At 73.0% G+C, this 19,397-nt stretch carries 20 protein-coding genes; 12 read left to right on the top strand and 8 right to left on the bottom strand.

Annotation, left to right across the window (positions count from 1 at the left end; all coding sequences use genetic code 11):
• Positions 1-116: 116 nt before the first annotated feature.
• Positions 117-842 carry a hypothetical protein gene (locus tag ACIPFH_RS16435; RefSeq protein WP_401828041.1) on the top strand — a complete coding sequence of 242 codons (726 nt, stop codon included), beginning with the start codon at positions 117-119 and terminating at the stop codon, positions 840-842.
• Here the strand turns inward: ACIPFH_RS16435 and ACIPFH_RS16430 are convergent.
• Positions 835-1,689: a putative protein N(5)-glutamine methyltransferase gene (locus ACIPFH_RS16430; RefSeq protein WP_401827153.1), complete on the bottom strand. Its 855-nt coding sequence runs from the start codon at positions 1,687-1,689 to the stop codon at positions 835-837. The genes ACIPFH_RS16435 and ACIPFH_RS16430 overlap by 8 nt on opposite strands.
• Before the next feature lie 254 nt (positions 1,690-1,943).
• Here ACIPFH_RS16430 and ACIPFH_RS16425 point away from each other — a divergent pair, with 254 nt between their 5' ends.
• Positions 1,944-2,405: a MarR family winged helix-turn-helix transcriptional regulator gene (locus tag ACIPFH_RS16425; protein WP_356255333.1), complete on the top strand. Its 462-nt coding sequence runs from the start codon at positions 1,944-1,946 to the stop codon at positions 2,403-2,405.
• A 79-nt stretch (positions 2,406-2,484) separates the two neighbouring features.
• On the opposite strand, the gene ACIPFH_RS16420 is transcribed toward ACIPFH_RS16425, so the two are convergent.
• Positions 2,485-3,213: a GNAT family N-acetyltransferase gene (locus ACIPFH_RS16420; RefSeq protein ID WP_401827150.1), complete on the bottom strand. Its 729-nt coding sequence runs from the start codon at positions 3,211-3,213 to the stop codon at positions 2,485-2,487.
• Positions 3,210-4,142 (bottom strand): NADP-dependent oxidoreductase, encoded by a 933-nt coding sequence (locus tag ACIPFH_RS16415; RefSeq protein ID WP_401827148.1) that lies wholly within the window; start codon positions 4,140-4,142, stop codon positions 3,210-3,212. The genes ACIPFH_RS16420 and ACIPFH_RS16415 overlap by 4 nt, the downstream gene beginning before the upstream one ends.
• 208 nt (positions 4,143-4,350) lie before the next feature.
• Here ACIPFH_RS16415 and ACIPFH_RS16410 point away from each other — a divergent pair, with 208 nt between their 5' ends.
• From ACIPFH_RS16410 to ACIPFH_RS16380, 7 genes are all read left to right on the top strand, one after another.
• A complete protein-coding gene (locus ACIPFH_RS16410) occupies positions 4,351-4,956 on the top strand; it encodes a sulfite oxidase-like oxidoreductase (protein WP_359125769.1) in 606 nt (201 codons plus the stop codon).
• Positions 4,949-5,704 carry a ferredoxin reductase gene (locus ACIPFH_RS16405; RefSeq protein ID WP_401827146.1) on the top strand — a complete coding sequence of 252 codons (756 nt, stop codon included), beginning with the start codon at positions 4,949-4,951 and terminating at the stop codon, positions 5,702-5,704. Before ACIPFH_RS16410 ends, ACIPFH_RS16405 begins: the two co-directional genes overlap by 8 nt.
• Before the next feature lie 167 nt (positions 5,705-5,871).
• Entirely contained in the window at positions 5,872-6,459 is a 588-nt protein-coding gene (locus tag ACIPFH_RS16400) for a DUF3592 domain-containing protein (protein ID WP_401827143.1), read from the top strand.
• An 86-nt stretch (positions 6,460-6,545) separates the two neighbouring features.
• Positions 6,546-7,514, top strand: a complete 969-nt coding sequence (locus ACIPFH_RS16395; protein WP_401827141.1) for an acetylxylan esterase — start codon at positions 6,546-6,548, stop codon at positions 7,512-7,514.
• 10 nt (positions 7,515-7,524) lie between these two features.
• Positions 7,525-7,929 (top strand): nuclear transport factor 2 family protein, encoded by a 405-nt coding sequence (locus tag ACIPFH_RS16390; protein WP_401827138.1) that lies wholly within the window; start codon positions 7,525-7,527, stop codon positions 7,927-7,929.
• A 175-nt stretch (positions 7,930-8,104) separates the two neighbouring features.
• The gene (locus tag ACIPFH_RS16385) at positions 8,105-9,271 is read left to right on the top strand and encodes a serine hydrolase domain-containing protein (RefSeq protein WP_401827136.1); all 1,167 of its coding nucleotides are present in this window, start codon (positions 8,105-8,107) and stop codon (positions 9,269-9,271) included.
• Positions 9,272-9,425: 154 nt separating this feature from the next.
• A complete protein-coding gene (locus ACIPFH_RS16380) occupies positions 9,426-10,184 on the top strand; it encodes a GntR family transcriptional regulator (RefSeq protein WP_401827132.1) in 759 nt (252 codons plus the stop codon).
• On the opposite strand, the gene ACIPFH_RS16375 is transcribed toward ACIPFH_RS16380, so the two are convergent.
• The gene (locus tag ACIPFH_RS16375; protein WP_401827129.1) at positions 10,162-10,929 is read right to left on the bottom strand and encodes a class I SAM-dependent methyltransferase; all 768 of its coding nucleotides are present in this window, start codon (positions 10,927-10,929) and stop codon (positions 10,162-10,164) included. The genes ACIPFH_RS16380 and ACIPFH_RS16375 overlap by 23 nt on opposite strands.
• A gap of 5 nt (positions 10,930-10,934) precedes the next feature.
• A complete protein-coding gene (locus ACIPFH_RS16370; protein WP_401827126.1) occupies positions 10,935-11,498 on the bottom strand; it encodes a PadR family transcriptional regulator in 564 nt (187 codons plus the stop codon).
• 79 nt (positions 11,499-11,577) lie between these two features.
• Between ACIPFH_RS16370 and ACIPFH_RS16365 the strand changes: the two genes are divergently transcribed.
• Complete coding sequence (locus ACIPFH_RS16365; protein ID WP_401827124.1) at positions 11,578-11,991, top strand: nuclear transport factor 2 family protein; 414 nt, start codon at positions 11,578-11,580, stop codon at positions 11,989-11,991.
• 134 nt (positions 11,992-12,125) lie between these two features.
• Here the strand turns inward: ACIPFH_RS16365 and ACIPFH_RS16360 are convergent, their stop codons facing one another.
• Entirely contained in the window at positions 12,126-13,019 is an 894-nt protein-coding gene (locus ACIPFH_RS16360; protein ID WP_401827121.1) for a hypothetical protein, read from the bottom strand.
• A 451-nt stretch (positions 13,020-13,470) separates the two neighbouring features.
• Here ACIPFH_RS16360 and rho point away from each other — a divergent pair, with 451 nt between their 5' ends.
• Together rho and ACIPFH_RS16350 are read left to right on the top strand one after the other, a co-directional pair.
• Entirely contained in the window at positions 13,471-14,613 is a 1,143-nt protein-coding gene (gene rho, locus ACIPFH_RS16355; protein ID WP_401827118.1) for a transcription termination factor Rho, read from the top strand.
• A gap of 88 nt (positions 14,614-14,701) precedes the next feature.
• On the top strand, positions 14,702-16,141 hold the full coding sequence (locus ACIPFH_RS16350; RefSeq protein ID WP_401827116.1) for a D-alanyl-D-alanine carboxypeptidase family protein: 1,440 nt from the start codon (positions 14,702-14,704) through the stop codon (positions 16,139-16,141).
• Between the two features lie 359 nt (positions 16,142-16,500).
• On the opposite strand, the gene ACIPFH_RS16345 is transcribed toward ACIPFH_RS16350, so the two are convergent.
• A complete protein-coding gene (locus tag ACIPFH_RS16345) occupies positions 16,501-17,430 on the bottom strand; it encodes a glutaminase (RefSeq protein WP_401827114.1) in 930 nt (309 codons plus the stop codon).
• A 98-nt stretch (positions 17,431-17,528) separates the two neighbouring features.
• Complete coding sequence (gene aspA / locus ACIPFH_RS16340; protein WP_401827112.1) at positions 17,529-18,941, bottom strand: aspartate ammonia-lyase; 1,413 nt, start codon at positions 18,939-18,941, stop codon at positions 17,529-17,531.
• Between the last annotated feature and the right edge of the window lie 456 nt (positions 18,942-19,397).

Here is a 19,397-nt window from a genome sequence, read left to right as displayed (position 1 = left end):
GAGCGACCCCGCCCGATTCACAGGCTTTTGTTATCGCTTCCTTACCGTGCACCCCGGACAATCACAGTGAGGCGTGGCACTGGTGCCGCCGTCGTGGCCGAGGAGGGTGAGCCGTGATGCAGGAGCCGGACAGGTCGCAGGAGCCGGACAGGCAGCAGGGGCCGGAAGAGGTCGAACTGCTCTCGGGACCGGTGGACGCGGAACGGGACCGCGCCGGCCTGCGCACGCCGTGGCGACGCCGGTCGGCCCGCGGGCGGGCGGTGATCGCGGCCACCACCGTCGCCGTCCTGGCGCTCGGCGGCACCGTCGCGTACGCGGCGACCTCGGGGGACTCCGGTGGCGGATCCCCGTCCGCGTCGCCTTCCGCGTCCTCCTCCGAAGAGGCCGGTGGCCGGCACGGCCACCGCGGCCCGTGGTTCGGCCTCGGCGGCGACGCGGCGCACGGTGAGGCGACGGTCAAGGACCCCGACACCGGCGACTGGGTCGTCCGCGTCTGGCAGCGGGGCACGGTGACGAAGGTGGACGACGACCGGGTCACCGTCAAGAGCGAGGACGGCGCCTCGTGGACGTGGACCGTGGGGGCGGACGCGTCCGTGTCCGCCGACGGCGCCTCCGGCTCCGGGGCCGACGCCCTGAAGAAGGGCGACACGGTGTATGTCGCCGGAACCCGTTCCGGTGACACGAACACCGCCGACCGCGTCGTGTCCGGCGCCTTCGGCGACCGCGGCCCGGACGACCGCGGCCCGGACGACCGGTGGCGCGACGGCTCGCCGGGGCACGGCCCGTGGAACCACGGGAACGACCGCTCCCCCGGCCCCACGGGCAGCGGCGCGGCTACCTGACCCTGGTTCCGACCACGACGTGGGCGTACCTCTCCTCGTCGTCCGCCAGACGCACCGTCAGGCCGCCGCGGGTGAAGGCCTCCACGGCGGCCGGGGCCTGGCGCTCGCTGGTCTCGACGAGGAGACAGCCGCCGGGCGCGAGCCAGTGCGGCGCTTCGGCGGCGACGCGGCGCAGCACGTCCAGCCCGTCGCCGCCGCCGTCGAGGGCGGTGAGCGGCTCGTGGTCCCGTGCCTCCGTCGGCAGCAGGGGTACCTCACCGCTGGGGACATAGGGCACATTGGCGGCCAAGAGGTCTATTCGGCCGCGCAGTTGCCCGGGGAGCGCCGCGAACAGGTCACCGGCGTACACGTGTCCGCCGTAGTCCGCGACATTGCGCCGGGCGCAGCGCACCGCCGCCGGGTCGATGTCCGCGGCGTGCAGCTCGACCGGCCCGAGGGACGCGGCGAGGGCCGCGCCGACCGCGCCCGAGCCGCAGCACAGGTCGACGACGACGGAGGCGTGCGGCACCGCGGCGAGGGCCTGGTCGACGAGGAACTCGGTGCGGCGGCGGGGCACGAAGACGCCCGGCTCGACGGTGATGCGCAGGCCGTGGAACTCGGCCCAGCCGACGACGTGTTCGAGGGGCAGGCCCGCCGCCCGGCGCTCCGCCATGGCCGCGGCCTCGTCCGGCGTGCGGGCCGCGCCGAGGATCAACTCCGCCTCGTCCTCGGCGAAGACGCACCCGGCGGCTCGCAGGACGGCGACCAGCGCGGCACGGGACGAAGAGGGCGAAGGAGTCGACGAAGGTGAAGGTGAGCAGGAGGGAGGGAGGGAGGACGAAGAAGGGGAGGGAGAACGAGGGGGCATGGAGCCGAGAAGCCTTTCGGGAGCCGAAGGGCGCTCTCGCGGTCGCCTACCGGCGGCGATCCACGCTGTCACAAGGTGAGAGCACCCGACCTGACACTGCGGTAATGGGTCTCACCTCCTCGGTCTCGCGCGACTGGGGACCTCCGCAGCCGGACGACCACCCTACCCCAATGATCGGATGCCCTTCCGCGCCCCCGCCCCTCCCGAGTTGTATTCTGCAACCAGGCGGATGAGGGAGCAGTGAGGGAGCCGCAGTGGACGCAGCCGAGGCCGTGGAGACGATCCAGCGGGAGATGACGAGCTTCGCCCGGCGGGCCCGAGCCTCGGCGGGCCGACTGCATCCCGAGCTGTCGCTGGTGTCCTACACGCTCCTCGGGCACCTGGAGGAGAGCGGCGGCTGTCGGGCCACCGACCTCGCCGCGCACTACGCCCTGGACAAGTCCACGGTCAGCCGCCAGGTCGGCGCCCTGGAGCGCGCCGCCCTCATCGAACGGCGCCAGGACCCCGAGGACCACCGCGTGCAGGTCCTCCACCTCACCGGTGCGGGCCGCAGCATCCTCGCCCAGGTCACCGAGAGCCGCCGCGCGGCCTTCCGGGAGCGGCTGGCGCAGTGGCCGGCGGGGGACCTGGAGAGGTTCGCGGAGTACCTCGTGCGGTACAACGCGGGGCAGGGGGCTGCCCCCGGCAGCGACCGGCTCCCCGACGCAGCTCCGTGACTCCCGGGCCTGTCAGCCCTGTTCGCCCTGTTCGCTTTGCTCGCCCTGTCCGTGGCGGGGTGCGGCGAGAGCGTGCCCGTCACGCCACCGGGACCGGCTCCCGCCCTTCGCCCAGCCGCTCCGGCACGCGTGCCGCCAGGAACGCCGTCCTGCGGCGCAGCCGGAAGCCCAGGGACTCGTAGAGGCGGATGGCGTTCGTGTTTCCGGCGGCGGTGTGCAGGAAGGGCGTCTCGCCGCGTTCGCGGATGCCGTGGGCGACGGCCAGGATCAGCCGGCTCGCCAGGCCCTCGCCCCGGAAGGCCGGGTCGGTGCAGACCGCGCTGATCTCGGTCCAGCCCGGCGGATGCAGGCGCTCGCCGGCCACCGCGATCAGCGCGCCGTCGCGTCGTATGCCCAGGTAGGTGCCGAGTTCGATGGTCCGGGCCTCGAAGGGCCCCGGCTGGGTGCGGGCGATGAGGTCGAGGATCTCGGGCACGTCCGCGGGGCCGAGCCGGATCGCCTCCGGATCGGGTGCGGCGGCCAGCCCGTCGTCGACGAACTGCACGCCGTCGACCTGGAAGGTGATCTCCCAGCCGGCCGGGAGCTCACCACGGAACCCCGGCAGCGGGACCTCCGCTCCGGGGCCGGCGAGCGCCGCGAGATCCGCCCAGTCGTCGGCGTCCGGATCGTCCGGCAGTGCCAGCCAGGGCGACACGTCCACCGGGTAGCGCAGCACGCGGCCCCGACGCTCGGCGAAGTGGGCGTGCGGGCCGGTGAGGGAGGCCAGGGCGGGATTGTCGAGGACGTGCGGGGGCTCGACGGTGCTCATGCGTGCGCTCCGATCTCCAGGACGACCTTGCCCCGCGCGTGGCCGCTCTCGACCTCGCGCAGCGCCTCGCCCGCCCGCTCCAGCGGGAAGGTGAGGGTGACGTGCGGGTTCAGGTCGCCGCGGACCACGAGGTCCGCGACCGCCCGCAGCACGGCCGCGTCGCGGGCGCGCGCCACCCGGGCGCCGCCCAGCTTCTCGACCTCCCCGGCCGGGGCCCCGGCGGTGATCAGCCGGGAGCGGTCCCGCACCAGACCGGCCGCCTCGTGCAGCACCTCGCCGCCGACGAGGTCGTAGACGCCGTCCACGCCGTCCGGGGCGGCCAGGCGTACACCTTCCGCCCAGCCCGGGCCGGACGGCACGTGCACGGCGCCCAGCGACTCGAGGAAGTCCTTCTTGCCCTCGCTCGCCACGCCCACGACACGCAGCCCCAGGGCGCCGGCGATCTGCGCGACGGCGACACCGACCCCGCCGCCCGCGCCGGTGACCAGCAGTGTCGCCCCGGCCGGCAGAGCGAGCTGATGGACGCCGTCGTAGGCGGTCGCGGCGGCCACCGGGAGCGTCGCGGCGTCCGTGAACGACAGCTCGGCCGGCTTGTGCGCGGTGATGCCGGCGGCCAGCAGCGCGTACTCGGCGTAGCCGCCCGCGACCGCGGTGCCGAACACCTCGTCGCCGGGCGCGAACCCGGTGACACCCTCACCGGTCTCCTCGACGACGCCGGCCACCTCGTTGCCCAGGACCGAGGGGAACGCGCGCTCACCGCTCTCGCCGGGGCGCCGGTAACCCGTGCGCTGCTTCCAGTCGACGGGGTTCACACCCGCCGCGCGCACCGCGACGAGCACCTCGCCGGGGCCGGGCCCGGGCCGGTCCAGGTCGACCAGCGCCTCGGTCTCCGGACCGCCGTACCGGGTGAAGACGTACGCCTTCGGCATTGCTCCCACTCTCCTTCGCCGTCACCGGACCGCTGGACCGCTGGATCCGGAACGACACGTGCAAGAGCCGGGAGCCGGGTGGGTATTCCCCGTCCCCGGGACTGTTCATACGGGCTTAATGATCGGCGGGCTGACCCGGTGCGGAACACGGCTGACATGCACGTACCGTGGAGTGGGTGAACGACCGCCGCCCTCACGCTGGAACCGTATGAACGTCACCCGAGGCTTCACCGGCCGCCCCCGCGTCCACCACCCGGGACTGCCCCCCGGCCAGTACGACGCGGGCGACGACTGGCCCGTGCTGTCCGCCGAGGTCACGCCCGACCTCGCGCCCGCCGACTGGACCTTCCGCGTCGACGGGCTGGTGCGGGCGCCCCGCACCTGGGACTGGGACGAGGCGCACGCGCTTCCGGAGTCCGCGTACGAGGGCGACATCCACTGTGTGACCAGCTGGTCCAAGTTCGGGGTGCGGTTCGGGGGCGTGTCCCTGGACGCGTTCCTGGCCGCCGTCCGGCCGGACCCGGCGGCCACCCACGTCGTCGCGTACTCGCACACCGGGTACACCACGAACCTGCCGCTGGCCGACCTGACCGGTGGACGGGCGTGGATCGCCTGGGAGTACGGCGGGAAGCCCCTCGCGGCCGAGCACGGCGGTCCGGCGCGGCTGCTGGTGCCGCACCTGTACTTCTGGAAGAGCGCCAAGTGGATCGCGGGCCTGCGGCTCCTCGACCACGACGAGCCGGGCTTCTGGGAGCAGAACGGCTACCACGCGCGGGGCAACCCCTGGGAGGAGCAGAGGTACTCCGGTGACTGAGACCTTCACTCCGCCGACCCGGTTCGCCGTGCCCGGCCGGATCGCCGTGAGCAACCGGGCCGCCGCCCTGTGGCAGACGGCGACCCTCACCGAGATCCGCCGTGAGACCCCGCAGGCCGCGACCTTCCGGTTCGCGGTGCCGGCCTGGGCGGGGCACCTGCCCGGCCAGCACCTGATGCTGCGGCTGACGGCCGACGACGGCTACACCGCCCAACGGCACTACTCGATCGCCTCCGCGCCCGACGACCCCGGGCACCTCGAGCTGACCCTGGACCACGTCGACGGCGGCGAGGTCTCGGGCTGGTTCCACAGGAGGGCCGAGCCCGGGGACGAGGTCCAGGTGCGCGGTCCGCTCAGCGGCTTCTTCGCCTGGCCCGGCGACCGGCCCGCGCTGCTGATCGGCGCCGGCTCCGGGGTCGTCCCGCTGATGTCGATGGTCCGCCACCACCGGGCACGCCGCCTCGACGTACCGCTGCGGCTGCTGGTGTCCGCGCGGGGCCCGGAAGAGCTGATCTACGCGCGGGAGTACGGCGCCGAGACGACTCCCGTCTTCACGCGGAGCGCGCCGGAGGGGGGGTCCGTGGGACGGCTCTGCGCCGGCCATCTCGCTCCGCTGCTCGCCGAGGAGCCGGCGGGCGGCTGGGAGGCCTACGTGTGCGGCTCCAACGGGTTCGCCGAGCACGCCTCGCGGCTGCTGGTCGAGGCCGGACAGCCGGTCGACCGCATCCGGATCGAGCGGTTCGGCTGACCCGCCCGGCCCGCCCGGCCCGTGCAGCCCCACCACTCACCTGCGCCTCACCCGTCCCTGCCGTCGGCTCCCAAGGGGCCGACGTGAACGATGCGTGAAACGATGTACTCCGAACGGAGTATGACGCTCATGTGGGCACTCGTACGCGTGACGGCGAGGAGGTCGACATGCGAGACCGGGTGCACGGCCGGCGCCTGCGGGACAACCCGCTGCGGCGCAGGTCGGACGTGGTGGAGACGTGGACGGCGCTGGTCTTCGCCGTACTGCTGCTGGTCGCCGTACCCCTGGCGGGCGCGCTCGCCGGCCGGTGGGCCCATGACGACGCCCAAGCGGTCGCGGTCCAGCAGCGGGCCGAACGCCATCGGGTACGGGCCGAGGTCGTCGGCCACCCGCCCGAGACCATGCCCTCGGTGGAGGGCGTCCGGGAGCAGACGTTCCACGTGGCCGTGCGGTGGACACCGCCGGGTGGACACGCGCGGACGGCCACCGCCCGGGTTCCGGCGGGCACGCGTACGGGTGACGTGGTCGAGGTGTGGTTCGACACGCGGGGCCGGAGCGTCGCACCGCCGCCGAACGACACGATGGTGTGGCAGCACACCCTCACCATGGGCGCGTGCGCGGCCGGCGGTACGGCCGCCGTGGTGCTGCTGGGACACGCCGCTGTCCGGCGGACGGCGATGCGGCACCGGCTGGGCGAGTGGGAGCGCGAGTGGGAGCGCACGGAGCCCCAGTGGACCCGCCGCAGGCCCGCCTGAAGGTTCTGGCGGGGTCTGGCGAGGCCTCCCGCCGCCCACGTACGGTGTGATCATTCGTATGGGCACTTAACAAAAGGCGGTCCTCCATGCCCCTGTTCGACCTGCCCCTCGAGGAACTCCGGGCCTATCGCAGCGAGTCCACCGAGCCCGAGGACTTCGACGCGTTCTGGTCCAAGACCCTCCAGGAGGCCCGCGCGCACGACCTGGACGCGCGCTTCGAGCCGGTCGACACGGGCCTGACCACGGTGCGGGTGTACGACGTGACCTTCGCCGGGTTCGGCGGACACCCCGTCAAGGGCTGGCTGACGCTGCCGGCCGACGCCGCTGAACCCCTGCCCCTGGTCGTGGAGTTCGTCGGCTACGGCGGTGGCCGCGGTCTGCCGCACGAGCATCTGCTGTGGGCGTCCACGGGTCGCGCGCACTTCGTCATGGACACCCGCGGCCAGGGCAGCGCCTGGGGCGGTGGCGGCGGCACCGCGGACCCGGTGGGCGGCGCGCCCTCGTACCCGGGTTTCATGACGCGCGGGATCGACGCCCCCGAGAACTACTACTACCGCCGGGTGTTCACGGACGCGGTACGCGCGGTCGAGGCCGCCCGCTCCCACCCTCTGACGGACGCGGCACGGACCGTGGCGCTCGGCGGAAGCCAGGGCGGCGGCATCACGATCGCGGTGGGCGGCCTGGTGCCGGACCTGGCGGGCATCGCCCCGGACGTTCCGTTCCTGTGCGACTTCCCGCGGGCGGCGACGCTGACGGACCGTCACCCGTACCGGGAGATAGGCCTGTTCCTCAAGACCCACCGCGGCCGCACCCAGGACGCCCTGGGCACCCTGGCGTACTTCGACGGCGTGCACTTCGCGTCCCGGGGCTCGGCCCCCGCCCTGTTCTCGGCGGCCCTGGAGGACCAGACCTGCCCACCGTCGACCGTGTTCGCCGCCTTCAACGCGTGGGCTCACGAGGACAAGGCGATCGAGGTGTACGACTTCAACGACCACGAGGGCGGCGGCCCCTACCAGGAGGCGGCCAAACTGCACTGGCTGCGGTCGTACGTCTGAGGGCCGGCGCGTGGACACGCGTGCCGCCGCCGAGCGGTTCGTGCGGGTGTGGCAGCGGGCCTGGGCCTCGCACGACGTGGCGGCGCTGCTGGAGCTGTACGCCGAGACCTGCGTCCACCGGTCGATGCCGTTCCGCGAACCGCACCGGGGGCGGGCCGAACTGGCCGCCTACCTGCGCTGGTCGTTCGCGGCGGAGCGGGTGACCGACGTGCGGTTCTCACCGCCGGTCGTGGGCGGGGACGGAGTCGCGGTGGCCGAGTTCCGGGTGCTCTCCGAGGAGGACGGGGCGGCCGTCACGCTGGCCGGCTGTGTCTTCGTCCGGTTCGACGGCGCCGGGCTGGCGGTCGAGTCGCGGGACTACTGGCACACGAGCGAGGGGCATCGGGAGCCGACCGGCAGGCGGTTCCTGGGGTGACCCGCGACCTGCCCCGCCGACCGACCGGCAGGCGGTTGCCGGCCTGACCCGGGGCCCGGTCCGGCCGACCGAGCGCGGTGAGCGGACTTCCCTCCGGTCCGACCAGTCGGTACGTTCAGGGGGCGTCCGGGCCGCACCGTCGCGGTCCGGGGTTCCGGCGGACCACGGAGGCCCCATGTCCGAGCACGTGCCACAGATCCACGGCCACTGCGACCCACGGTTCGCGGCGGTGCGCGCGGCCTTCGAGGAGAACTTCCGGGACCGGGACGAACTGGGCGCCGCGGTGAGCGTCACGGTCGACGGCGTGCCGGTGGCCGACCTGTGGGGCGGCTGGGCCGACGTGGCGCGCACACGCGCGTGGGAGCGGGACACGCTGGTCAACGTGTGGTCCACGTTGAAGGGTCCGACGGCGCTCTGCGCGCACATCCTCGCCGACCGGGGGCTGCTCGACCTCGACGCCCCGGTGACCGCGTACTGGCCGGAGTTCGGCGCGGCGGGGAAGGAGCGCGTCCTGGTCCGGCATCTGCTGTCCCACCGCGCGGGACTGGCCGGGCTGCGCGAGCCGCACTCGCTGGAGCAGCTCTACGACTGGGAGCTCACCACCGCGCGTCTGGCCGCCACCGAGCCCTGGTGGGAGCCGGGCACCCGGTCCGGCTATCACGCCCTGACGTACGGCTTCCTGGTCGGCGAGCTGGTGCGCCGGGTGTCGGGGCTGCTGCCGGGCGCCTACCTGGAGCGGGAGGTGACCGGGCCACTGGGCGTCGACTTCACGATCGGACTGCCGGAGAAGGAGGCCGGGCGGGCGGCCGAACTGGTGCATCCGCCGGCCGCCTCGTCCAGCGAACAGGCCGCGATCTTCAGCCAGTTGACACCCGCGGCCATCGCCGCCCTGACCAACCCGTCGGCGGGCGCGACCGAGGCCAACTCGCCGCGGTGGCGGGCCGCGGAGATCCCGGCCGCGAACGGCCACGGCACCGCGCGGGCGGTGGCCGCGCTCTACGGGATCTTCGCCGGACGAGGTGTGTACGACGGCCACCGCATCCTCTCCCCCGAGGCGGCCGAGCGGGTGCGCGAGGGGCAGGGCGCCTGCCGGGACCTGGTGCTGGGGGCCGGGTTCGCGCACGAGACGGAGGTCGGGCTCGGGCTGTGGCTCAGCGGGCCGAACGGATCGTACGGACCCAACCCGCGCGCTTTCGGACACGACGGCTTCGGCGGCTCCTGCGGGCTCGCCGACCCGGAGGCGGGGGTGTCGCTGGGGTACGTGATGAACCGCATGGGGCCGCACATCGCCGACGACCCGCGCAAGACGGCGTTGGTCGACGCCCTGTACAGCGCCCTGTGAACGGAGCCGCGGCAGTGGTGGGGTGAGATTTCGGGGCGGTCCGGTTTCGGCCGATCGGACGCCCCGCCCTTCCCTGTGGTTTAGACCAATGCTAGATCTGGTGGCACACCGAGTCCGCACGAACACGGCACGTCACCCACAGGAGGCGCGCGGCATGGCCCGCAGCACCACCCCCACCACCCCTCATGTCCACCCCCGCTCCGACGACCGGCCCCTGTACTGGCGGATCGCCAAGGAGTTGCTCGGCGAGCTGCGCGACGGCACCATCGCGCCCGGCGAACGCCTCCCGGGCGAGCGGCAGTTGGCCGGGCACTTCGGCGTCAGCCGGGAGACCGTACGGCAGGCCCTGGAGGTCCTGCGGCGGGACGGTCTGGTCGAGACCGACCGGCGGGGCAGCCATGCCGCCCTGCCGGGCGGGCCGCTCGGCACCCCGTCCTTCCTCGCCTTCCCCGTGGGGGCGCGGGCCGCGGACGATCCGTCGGCGGTTGCCCGCGCCGCCGTCAGCTGGGAGACACCACCGCCCGAGCACGCCGAGGCGCTCGGACTCGCCCCGCACCGGCCGACGCTGGTGCACCGCTACGAGTCCGCCCGAACCGACGGACGCGGTCTGCGCACGGCCGTCACGTCCTTCTCCGCCGTGGCGCTGGCCGAGGTCGAGGAACTGGCCCGCTACCGCGACCGCGCCGACACCAGCGCCTCCCCGGAACTGCGGCGGGCCTACGACTGGATGCGCCGGGCGGGCCTGACCCTGCACCACCGGGACTGCATCACCCATCTCGACGACGCTCCGTCGATGCTGGTCACCCGGCGCGTGCACGACCAGTACGCGCGTCCGCTGGAGATCACCGACCTGGTGGTGGACACCCGGCGGGAGGCGCTGGTCTACGCGTTCACGCTCCCGGCGGCCGGGTGATCCCGTCCGGACCGTCGCGGTGATCGGCCCGGCGCGCCTCGACCATACGGACGCGTGGACTTCCGTCGCTCCTCGTCCCGAACTCGGGCAGGGCGCGGAGGTCCACGCGGAACCCGGCGCGCTCCAGCTCGCGCCGCACCTCGCCGAGCCGGAAGGCGCGGTAGTACATCACGAACGGCGGCCGCCACAAGGCGTTGCGCACCCGCATCGCACCGTCGAAGCCGAGGAGCATCCAGAAGGCCGGGGAGGCCGGCCGGGGCGGGGCCGGCACGGGGAACGCGAAGCATCCGCCCGGCCGCAGCGCCGTCCGCACCTGGGCGAACAGACCCGGCAGCTCGCGGGGCAGGAAGTGACCGAACGCGCCGAAGCTGACGACGAGGTCGAAGGCGGCGGTGAACGGCAGGGCACGGGCGTCCGCCCGCACCCAGGACACCCGCGGGCCGGCCGGACGGGACCGCCCGCGGGCCTCCGCCAGCATGCCGGCACTGAAGTCGACGCCCGTCACGCTCTTGCGGCACACCGTCGCGAGGACCTCGACTCCCGCGCCCGTGCCGCAGCACAGGTCGAGGCCGTCCTCGTACGGGCCGGTTCCCTCGAGGGCCGAGGTCACCGCGTCCAGGACGGCCTCCGGCGTGCGGAAGGGCGTGTGGTCGAACTTCGGCGCGAGCAGGTCGTAGCCGTGCTCGACGGACGACAGCGCCTGGACGGCGAGTTCGCGCAGGGTGGGTCCTTCGGGACTGAACATCCGCGTCAGCCTACGGCCGTCCGCCGCTTCAGGAGCGTCAGGGCCCTTTCGCACCAGCGCAGGTTCGTCTCCTCGAAGGCGATGCCGGCCATCAGGGTCAGGTAGGGGCCGATCCGGTCGGCCTCGGTCAGGTACTCGTCCTCGGTGCGCCCGTCGAGGAGACGGTCCCGTACGCGGTGGTAGCGATCGAGCTTTCCGCGGGACCAGGTCGCGCGTTCCTCGACCAGCGCGTGAGCGACCTCGAGGTCCACGCCGTCCATCGCCTGGACCTTGATGAGGAGTTCGTCGCGGATGGCGGTGGGCCGGCGGGGCGGGGCGGCGGCGAAGGTGTTCAGATCCGCGCGGCCGGCCTCGGTGAGGGTGAACATCCGCTTGTTGGGCCGACGCTCCTGCCGCACCACCCGTGCCTCGATCAGGCCGTCCCCCGCGAGCCGCTCCAGTTCGCGGTAGAGCTGTTGCGGAGTCGCGGGCCAGAAGTTCGCGAGGGAGACGTCGAAGACCTTCGACAGCTCGTAGCCCGAGGCCTCGCCTTCCAGGAGGGCGGCCAGGACGGCGTACTTGAGGGACATATGGACACGTTAACAGCAGGTGACTATTGTCATCCGCACCTAGTCAACAAATTTACTACTCACGCTATGAGGTGATCCCATGCGGGCGTTCCGTGAGGCGGTCGAGGCCGGCGATCTCGCCGCCGTGGAAGCACTGCTGGCCGAGGACGTGGTGTTCACCAGCCCGGTCGTGTTCAAGCCGTACCCGGGCAAGGCCATCACCACGGCGATCCTGCGCGGGGTGACGCGGGTCTTCGAGGACTTCCGGTACGAGCGGGAGCTCGGCGGGGCCGACGGGCGTGACCACGCGCTGGTGTTCACGGCCAGGGTGGGCGAGCGCGAGTTGACCGGCTGCGACTTCATCCATCTCAACGAGGACGGACTCATCGACGAACTCACGGTCATGGTCCGCCCGTTGTCGGGAGCCCAGGCTCTCGCGGCGGCGATGGGGGCGCAGTTCGACCGGATCCTGAAGGAGGCGGAGGCGGAGCACCGGCCGGCCTCCGCCTTCTGACGTCGGGCTCGGTGCGGGTGAGGGCGTCGCGCCGTCCTCGACGCGCCGGAGGCCGGCCACCGAGGCGGATGCCCGCGTGCCGGCCGCCGTGCCGTGCGGCCCTGCCCCTGCTCCCGCCCGGGCGGGGCCGGGGTTCAGCCCCTGAGGTCCTCCAGGGTCGCCCTCGTGTCCGTCTTGAGATAGCCCGTGACCTCTTCGAGCGTCGGCGGATCCTTGTCGCTGTCGTACGAGGAGTAGTAGGCGCTGTAACTCATCGTGTACGTCACCCAGCCGTCGCGCACGGCGAGCGTCGCGTACAGCGAGCCGCTCGTCGAACCGGACGTGGTGTCGTCGCTGACGAGATAGGCCTCGTCACCGATGCCGGTGACGGCCTCCACGTCATAGCCCGTGTGGCTGTCGGCGTAGTTCTTCCAGCTCGCGGTGAACTCCGGTCCGGGGTCGGTCTTCTTGTGCAGGTCGATCTGGACGTAGAGGTAGGCGTCCGCGTAACTCGAGCCGGTCTTCTTGAGGTTGAGGCTGCACAGGCTCTCGTCGAGGGCGTCGTCCTCGAGGTTGTTGTGTGTCGGGGTGCCGTCGTCGTCCGGGTACTCCTCCTTGAAGGACGAGTAGTCCGTGGAGTTGCACAGGTTCGACGGCGCCGAGTAGCCGCGCAGGTCCGGATCGGCCGCGGCGCCGATCAGGAAGACTCCGGCCGCCCAGGCGGCGGACGCCACCACCGCGCCGACGACGGCCCACAGGACGGCTTTCCCCGCGCCGCCGCCACCGCTTCCCGGCGGTGGACCGACCACGGGGTACGGGCCCTGCTGGAGGTACGGGTTGACCGGCTGGGGCTGAGCGGGCTGCCCAATGAGGGTCGGCTGGGCATAGACGCTCTGCTGCCCCGCCTGGGTCGCGGGCGCCGCCGGCGGGAAACCCAACGGCCCGCCGGGGGCCGGCGACTGCGGATTCGGATAGGGATACGCGCTCGGCTGGGCCGGCGCCTCGGACGGCTGCTCCGGCTGCGGTGGAGGCTGAGGCGGCGTGGACATGACGTGAAGATAATGCAGAAAAGGCGGTCAAGTCCTTTGCCGTCACGGATCGTTACCCTCTGGGGACACTTGCGATGAAACCCGGAAGATGCCGGGACACACCCCCGGCCTCTTCCGCCTCGACTGGCCGCCCTTCGGCCAGACCGACGCCGACTGCACGCGCAGGTTGACGCCACCGGAGCCGAACAGCGTGCTACAGTGCCAGTAGCACTTGTGTACGCCCCTTCTGGGCGCCGGTGCCAGTTCCCTTCAGTTCACCGCGCCACCCGCCGTCTCCGGCCGGTGCAGCGGTTTTCCCGCACCACCTCACCGACGGTCGAGTCTGCCGTGGCCGAGGTGTTGTTCCCGCCGCCCGAGGTGCGCCGTGCGCCCTCCCCCAGCGGCCGCCCCCCCCTTCTCCCCCCCTTCTCCGCATGCCTCATGCCCTGCGTCCGTGAAAGGACCGACCACCATGACCACCACTCTCGAACACCCCCCGGTACAACAGCAGCCTCTTGCCCGGGTCGCCGCCGGTGTCCTCGACATCGACACGAGCGGGAAGGGGCAGCTGCGCCCCGCGGACTGCCTGTCCACGCCCGCCGACCTTCAGGTCCCGGCCGCGCTGATCCGCCGCCACCACCTGCGCAAGGGTGACCTCGTCGAAGGGGTCCGCGGCACCCAGCGCGCCCTGACCGAGGTCGCGCGCGTCAACGGCCGTGCGCCCGAGGAACTGCGCACCCGCCGTCACTTCCGCGACCTCACACCCCTGCACCCGCACGAGCGGCTCCGTCTGGAACACCCGGCGGCCGGTCTCGCCGGACGGGTCGTGGACCTCGTCGCGCCGCTCGGCAAGGGCCAGCGCGGACTGATCGTCGCCCCGCCGAAGACCGGCAAGACCGTACTGCTCCAGCAGATCGCCGCCGCCGTCGCCGGCAACCACCCCGGAGCACGGCTGATGGTCGTCCTGCTCGACGAGCGGCCCGAGGAGGTCACCGACATGCGGCGCTCCGTGCGCGGCGAGGTGTACGCCTCGACGTTCGACCGGGCTCCCAAGCAGCACATCGCGCTGGCCGAACTCGTCATCGAGCGGGCCAAGCGGCTCGTCGAGGCGGGCGAGGACGTGGTGATCCTCCTCGACTCGCTGACCCGGCTGTGCCGGGCCCACAACAACGCGGCCGCCGCCGGGGGCCGCACCCTCAGCGGTGGTGTGGACGCGACCGCCCTGATCGGCCCCAAGCGGTTCTTCGGCGCCGCGCGTGCGGCCGAGGAGGGCGGCTCGCTCACCATCCTCGCCACCGCCCTGGTCGAAACGGGCTCCCGCGCCGACGACTTCTTCTTCGAGGAACTGAAGAGCACCGGCAACATGGAGCTCCGCCTCGACCGCGAACCGGCCTCCCGCCGGGTCTTCCCGGCCGTCGACATCAACGGCTCCGGCACCCGGCGCGAGGAACTCCTCTACTCCCCGGGCGAGTTGACCGCCGTACGCGGTCTACGCCGGGCGCTTCAGGCCCGGGACGGTCAGGCGAACCTGGAGACGCTTCTGGAACGGATGCGCGAGACCCCTGACAACGGGGCCTTTCTGCGCCGCATCCAGCCGACGCTGCCTGCCGCATAGGGCGGAACGTGCGGCATCCGGGTGCTCGCGTGGACCCGTCCGGCACGGGCAGCGCGGGGAACGCCGGATTTCTTCCTACGTTGATCGTATGACGATCGGATTCTCTTCCCGGAGCGCTGTGGCGGCCTGCTGGTTCTGTGCGGCGGGCCTTCTCGCCCTCGGCCCCGCCGCGGCCGCCGCCCCGGCCGGCGCGGACCCTGCGGCACCCGGCGGACCCGGTAGGCCAAGAGTGACGGCCGACGCGGACCCCGCGCCACCCGGCGGACCCGGTAGGCCGAGGGTGACGGCGCCCTTGCCGTCCCAGCTGTACCGCTCGGGAACGCAGGTCAGGCCCCACCGCGGCGTCCCCGAGCTCCCCGATGTCTCGGCGCTGTCCTGGGTGGTCGCCGACGCGCACTCCGGCGAGGTGCTCGCCGCGTCGCACGCGCACCGCGAACTGCCGCCCGCCAGCACGCTCAAGACCCTGTTCGCCCTCACCGTGCTGCCCGTGCTGCCCGGCGAGGTCCGGCACCGGGTGAGCGAGGAGGAGTTGATGGGCATCGGACCCGGCAGCAGCCTCGTCGGGGTGGCCGAAGGGCGCACCTACCGGGTCGCCGACCTGTGGCGCGGCGTGTTCCTCAACTCCGGCAACGACGCCGTGCACGTGCTGGCGGCCCTCAACGGCGGCTGGCACACCACGGCCACGATGATGCAGGCCAAGGCCCGTTCCCTGGGCGCCCTGGACACCCATGTGCTGTCGCCCGACGGATACGACACTCCCGGCCAGGTGTCGTCGGCCTACGACCTGGCGGTGTTCGGGCGCGCGGGACTGCGCAACCCGGACTTCGCGCGGTACTGCGCCACCGCGGAGGCACGTTTCCCGGCGGACGGGGACGGCGACGGCGACGGCGACGGCGACGGGTCGTACGGGATCGCCAACACCAACCGGCTGCTGACCGGGGCGGACGGCGTCGAGCCGTATCCGGGGCTGATCGGGATCAAGAACGGCTACACCAGCAACGCCGGCAACACCCTGGTCGCCGCCGCCCGCCAGGGCGGACGGACCCTCCTCGTGACAGTGATGAACCCGCAGGCAGGCGGCGGGTTCGCCGTCTACGAGGAGGCGCGCGACCTGCTGGACTGGGGGTTCGCGGCCGCCGGACGGGTGGATCCGGTGGGCTCGCTCGACGCGCTGCGGGCCCGCCCGCGGCCGTGGCCGGGTCCCCGACCGGGCCCGGAGTCGGACTCCGAGCCGGCACCCGCCGCGACCGTGCCGGCACCCGTCACGCCCTCGCCGGTCACGCCCTCGCCCCTCGCGACCGCGTCCGCGTCCGCGTCCGCCGCGAGCGCGCCGGTCACGCCCGCGCCTGTGGCGACCCCCGTAACCGCGACCCCGGTGACGGCGACCCCGGTCGCCGCAGTCGCCGTGGACGCCGACGACGCTTTCGGGTGGCAGGAGGGAGCGCTGATCGCGGGCGCCGCCGCGCTGGGCGGGGCCGCTGTGGCGGGCGTGCTGCGGATCATCGGCCGCCGCCCCTCGGGGAGGTGACCGACGGGCAGCCACACCAGCAGACCGAGCGTGATCCAGGTGTAGGTGTTGCTGCCGAGGAAGCCGTCGACGCCGGACGCGTCGTCGACCCACAGCCCGCGTCGGCGGGCCCCCGCCGGCAGGACGGCCAGAGCGAGGACGCCCGCCACGGCCGCCGTCCGGTGTCGGATCAGGGTGTCGGGCGCCGCCGCGGCGATGAGGACGTGTCCACCCCGGGTGGCCACGGGGCGACGTGCTGCCTTCGGGGCGGCGGCCCGCGCATGACCGCCGCGTGAGCGACGGCCTGGGCCGCAGGACCCCGAGTCCGCTGTTTTCGCCGCTCACCGGGTTCCTGGACCGACCCTGACCGGCCTGTCGGCTCAGAACACCGACAGGCCGGTCAGGGTCGTGAAGCGGTCCAGGGCGGCCACCCCCGCCACCGAGTTGCCTCGTTCGTCCAGGCCCGGGCTCCACACGCAGAGGGTGCAGCGGCCCGGCACGACGGCGATGATGCCGCCGCCCACACCGCTCTTGCCGGGCAGGCCGACCCGGTAGGCGAACTCGCCGGCCGCGTCGTAGGTGCCGCAGGTCAGCATCACCGCGTTGACCTGCTTGGCCTGGCTGCGGGTGAGCAGCCGGGTGCCGTCGGCGCGGACACCGTGGCGGGCCAGGAAGCCGGTCGCCAGGGCGAGGTCGGCGCAGGAGGCGGTGAGGGAGCACTGCCGGAAGTACTGGTCGAGAAGGACCGGCACGGCGTTGTCGATGTTGCCGTAGGACGCCATGAAATGGGCGAGGGCGGCGTTGCGGTCGCCGTGCATGGACTCGGAGGCGGCGACCTCCTCGTCGAAGCCGAGCGCGGGGTTGCCGCTCTCCGTGCGCAGGAAGCCGAGGAGTTCACCGGCCGCGTCGCCCGTATGGGTCTGGAGGCGGTCGGTGACGACCAGCGCGCCCGCGTTGATGAAGGGGTTGCGCGGGATGCCGTTCTCGTACTCCAGTTGGACCAGGGAGTTGAAGGGGTTGCCCGAGGGTTCGCGGCCCACGTGCTCCCAGAGTTCGGCGCCCTCACGGGCCAGGTCCAGGGCGAGGGTGAAGACCTTGGTGAGGGACTGCGTGGAGAACGGCTCCCGCCAGTCCCCCACGCCGTACACCGTGCCGTCCAGTTCCGCGACGGCCATGCCGAAGCTGCGCGGGTCGCAGGCCGCGAGCGCCGGGATGTAGTCGGCGGGGCGACCCCGGCCGGGGGTGCGCTCCATCTCCTCGGCGATGCGTTCCAGGACCGGTTGGAAGGCGCGGGACGACGTCGTTGCCATGATCACTATTGTGCCTCCGTACCGGCCCTGGAGCGTTCACCGCAGATCAGGGGATGGTCAGGTCTGTTCAGAGATGGTCCGAGGTGGTCGGGCGCGGTTCACGCCAGGGGTGAGCCGCTGCCCGCCAGGACCTCGGGGCGCAGCAGGTCGGCGAGCCGGTCGGCGGGCAGCAGGCCCTTTTCCAGGACGAGTTCGGCGACGCCTCGGCCGGTGAGGAGGGCTTCCCTGGCGATGTCGGTGGCGGCCGTGTAGCCGATGTGCGGGTTGAGGGCGGTGACCAGGCCGATGGAGTTCTCGACGCTCGCGCGCAGCGCCTCGGTGTTGGCGGTGATGCCGTCCACGCAGCGCTCGGCGAGGGTGAGGCAGGCGGCGCGCAGGTGGGTGATGGACTCCGACAGGGAGTGCAGGATGATCGGCTCGAAGGCGTTGAGCTGGAGCTGTCCGGCCTCGGCGGCCATCGTGATGGTGACGTCGTTGCCGATCACCTCGAAGGCGACCTGGTTGACGACCTCGGGGATCACCGGGTTGACCTTGCCCGGCATGATGGACGAACCGGCCTGCACCGGCGGCAGGTTGATCTCGCCCAGGCCCGCGCGCGGCCCCGACGACAGCAGCCGCAGGTCGTTGCAGCTCTTGGAGAGCTTCACGGCGACCCGCTTCAGCACGCCGGACATCTGGACGAACGCGCCGCAGTCCTGCGTGGCCTCGACCAGGTTGGCCGCGGTGACGAGCGGCAGCCCGGTGATCTCGGCGAGGTGGCGGCGGGCCGACTCCGCGTATCCGGCGGGCGCGTTGAGGCCGGTGCCGATGGCCGTGGCCCCCAGGTTGATCTCATGGATCAACCGGACGGCCTCGTCAAGACGGTTGCGGTCCTCGTCGATCATGACTGCATAGGCCGAGAACTCTTGACCGAGCGTCATCGGGACCGCGTCCTGCAACTGTGTACGGCCCATCTTGAGCACATCGCGGAACTCGACGGCCTTACGGGCGAAGGCGTCCTGCAGTACGGACATCGCCTGGAGCAGTCCACGTACCGCGAAGACCGTCGCTATCTTGACGGCGGTCGGATAGACGTCGTTGGTCGACTGTCCGAGGTTGACGTCCTCGTTGGGGTGCAGGTGCCGGTACTGCCCCTTCTCGTGCCCGAGCAGTTCCAGCGCCCGGTTGGCGATCACCTCGTTGGCGTTCATGTTGGTCGAGGTGCCCGCGCCGCCCTGCACGACGTCGACGACGAACTGGTCGTGCAGCTTGCCCGCCCGGATCTCACGGCAGGCGGCGACGATCGCGGCCGCCTTCGCGGGCGCCAGCAGGCCGAGCTCCTCGTTGGCGAGGGCGGCGGCCTCCTTGACGGCGGCGAGGGCGTCGATGAGGTGCGGGTAGGCGGAGATCGGCGTCCCGGTGATGGGGAAGTTCTCGGTCGCGCGCAGGGTGTGGACACCCCAGTACGCGTCGGCGGGAACGTCCCGGTCCCCGAGCAGGTCGTGTTCGCTGCGGGTGACGGCGGCGGTCATGAGGGTGCGGCCTCTTTCTGAGGGGCGGGGTGAGGGAGGAGTGGCGCCGGCTCGGGCGGTACGGGGTGGCGTCCGCCCGAGCCGGTCGGGCGCCGGCCCGGTGGTGACCGGGGCGGCGGTTCCTGGGGCCGGCCGCGAGGGCTCGGCCGGGTGGAGGCTGTCCGGCGGGGCGCCGGTGTCACGCGAACCGTGCCGTGCCGTGTCCTGACCGGTGCGCGGTTCGTAGCACGGTTCACGGTTCGCGACCGGCCGCCGGACGGGGTGGTACGGCCGGCGGCACGGCGCCCCGCCCGTCGGACGAGCGCGTGCACGGTCGGCCGAGGACCCGGGCCCGCCCCCGCACCCGGGGGCAGGCGCCTCGCCCGGCGGGCCACGTCCGATGCCGGGCACGGCGGCCGCGTCTCACCACGGTCGGCGGGCCACCGCCGACCGGCTCGTACGGCAGGACGGCCGCCC

This window comes from Streptomyces sp. NPDC088157 (assembly GCF_044741545.1).
GTDB lineage: Bacteria > Actinomycetota > Actinomycetes > Streptomycetales > Streptomycetaceae > Streptomyces.
This window is presented reverse-complemented; position numbering and strand designations above follow the sequence as displayed.

Coding starts and splice junctions, on each gene's coding strand:
- ACIPFH_RS16410 (WP_359125769.1), top strand. CDS start 4,351: ATGAACGTCACCCGAGGCTTCACCGGCCGCCCCCGCGTCCACCACCCG.
- ACIPFH_RS16435 (WP_401828041.1), top strand. CDS start 117: ATGCAGGAGCCGGACAGGTCGCAGGAGCCGGACAGGCAGCAGGGGCCG.
- aspA (WP_401827112.1), bottom strand. CDS start 18,941: ATGACCGCCGCCGTCACCCGCAGCGAACACGACCTGCTCGGGGACCGG.
- ACIPFH_RS16375 (WP_401827129.1), bottom strand. CDS start 10,929: ATGTTCAGTCCCGAAGGACCCACCCTGCGCGAACTCGCCGTCCAGGCG.
- ACIPFH_RS16430 (WP_401827153.1), bottom strand. CDS start 1,689: ATGCCCCCTCGTTCTCCCTCCCCTTCTTCGTCCTCCCTCCCTCCCTCC.
- ACIPFH_RS16395 (WP_401827141.1), top strand. CDS start 6,546: ATGCCCCTGTTCGACCTGCCCCTCGAGGAACTCCGGGCCTATCGCAGC.
- ACIPFH_RS16385 (WP_401827136.1), top strand. CDS start 8,105: ATGTCCGAGCACGTGCCACAGATCCACGGCCACTGCGACCCACGGTTC.
- ACIPFH_RS16420 (WP_401827150.1), bottom strand. CDS start 3,213: ATGAGCACCGTCGAGCCCCCGCACGTCCTCGACAATCCCGCCCTGGCC.
- ACIPFH_RS16350 (WP_401827116.1), top strand. CDS start 14,702: ATGACGATCGGATTCTCTTCCCGGAGCGCTGTGGCGGCCTGCTGGTTC.
- ACIPFH_RS16360 (WP_401827121.1), bottom strand. CDS start 13,019: ATGTCCACGCCGCCTCAGCCTCCACCGCAGCCGGAGCAGCCGTCCGAG.
- ACIPFH_RS16365 (WP_401827124.1), top strand. CDS start 11,578: ATGCGGGCGTTCCGTGAGGCGGTCGAGGCCGGCGATCTCGCCGCCGTG.
- ACIPFH_RS16370 (WP_401827126.1), bottom strand. CDS start 11,498: ATGTCCCTCAAGTACGCCGTCCTGGCCGCCCTCCTGGAAGGCGAGGCC.
- rho (WP_401827118.1), top strand. CDS start 13,471: ATGACCACCACTCTCGAACACCCCCCGGTACAACAGCAGCCTCTTGCC.
- ACIPFH_RS16415 (WP_401827148.1), bottom strand. CDS start 4,142: ATGCCGAAGGCGTACGTCTTCACCCGGTACGGCGGTCCGGAGACCGAG.
- ACIPFH_RS16400 (WP_401827143.1), top strand. CDS start 5,872: ATGCGAGACCGGGTGCACGGCCGGCGCCTGCGGGACAACCCGCTGCGG.
- ACIPFH_RS16345 (WP_401827114.1), bottom strand. CDS start 17,430: ATGGCAACGACGTCGTCCCGCGCCTTCCAACCGGTCCTGGAACGCATC.
- ACIPFH_RS16380 (WP_401827132.1), top strand. CDS start 9,426: ATGGCCCGCAGCACCACCCCCACCACCCCTCATGTCCACCCCCGCTCC.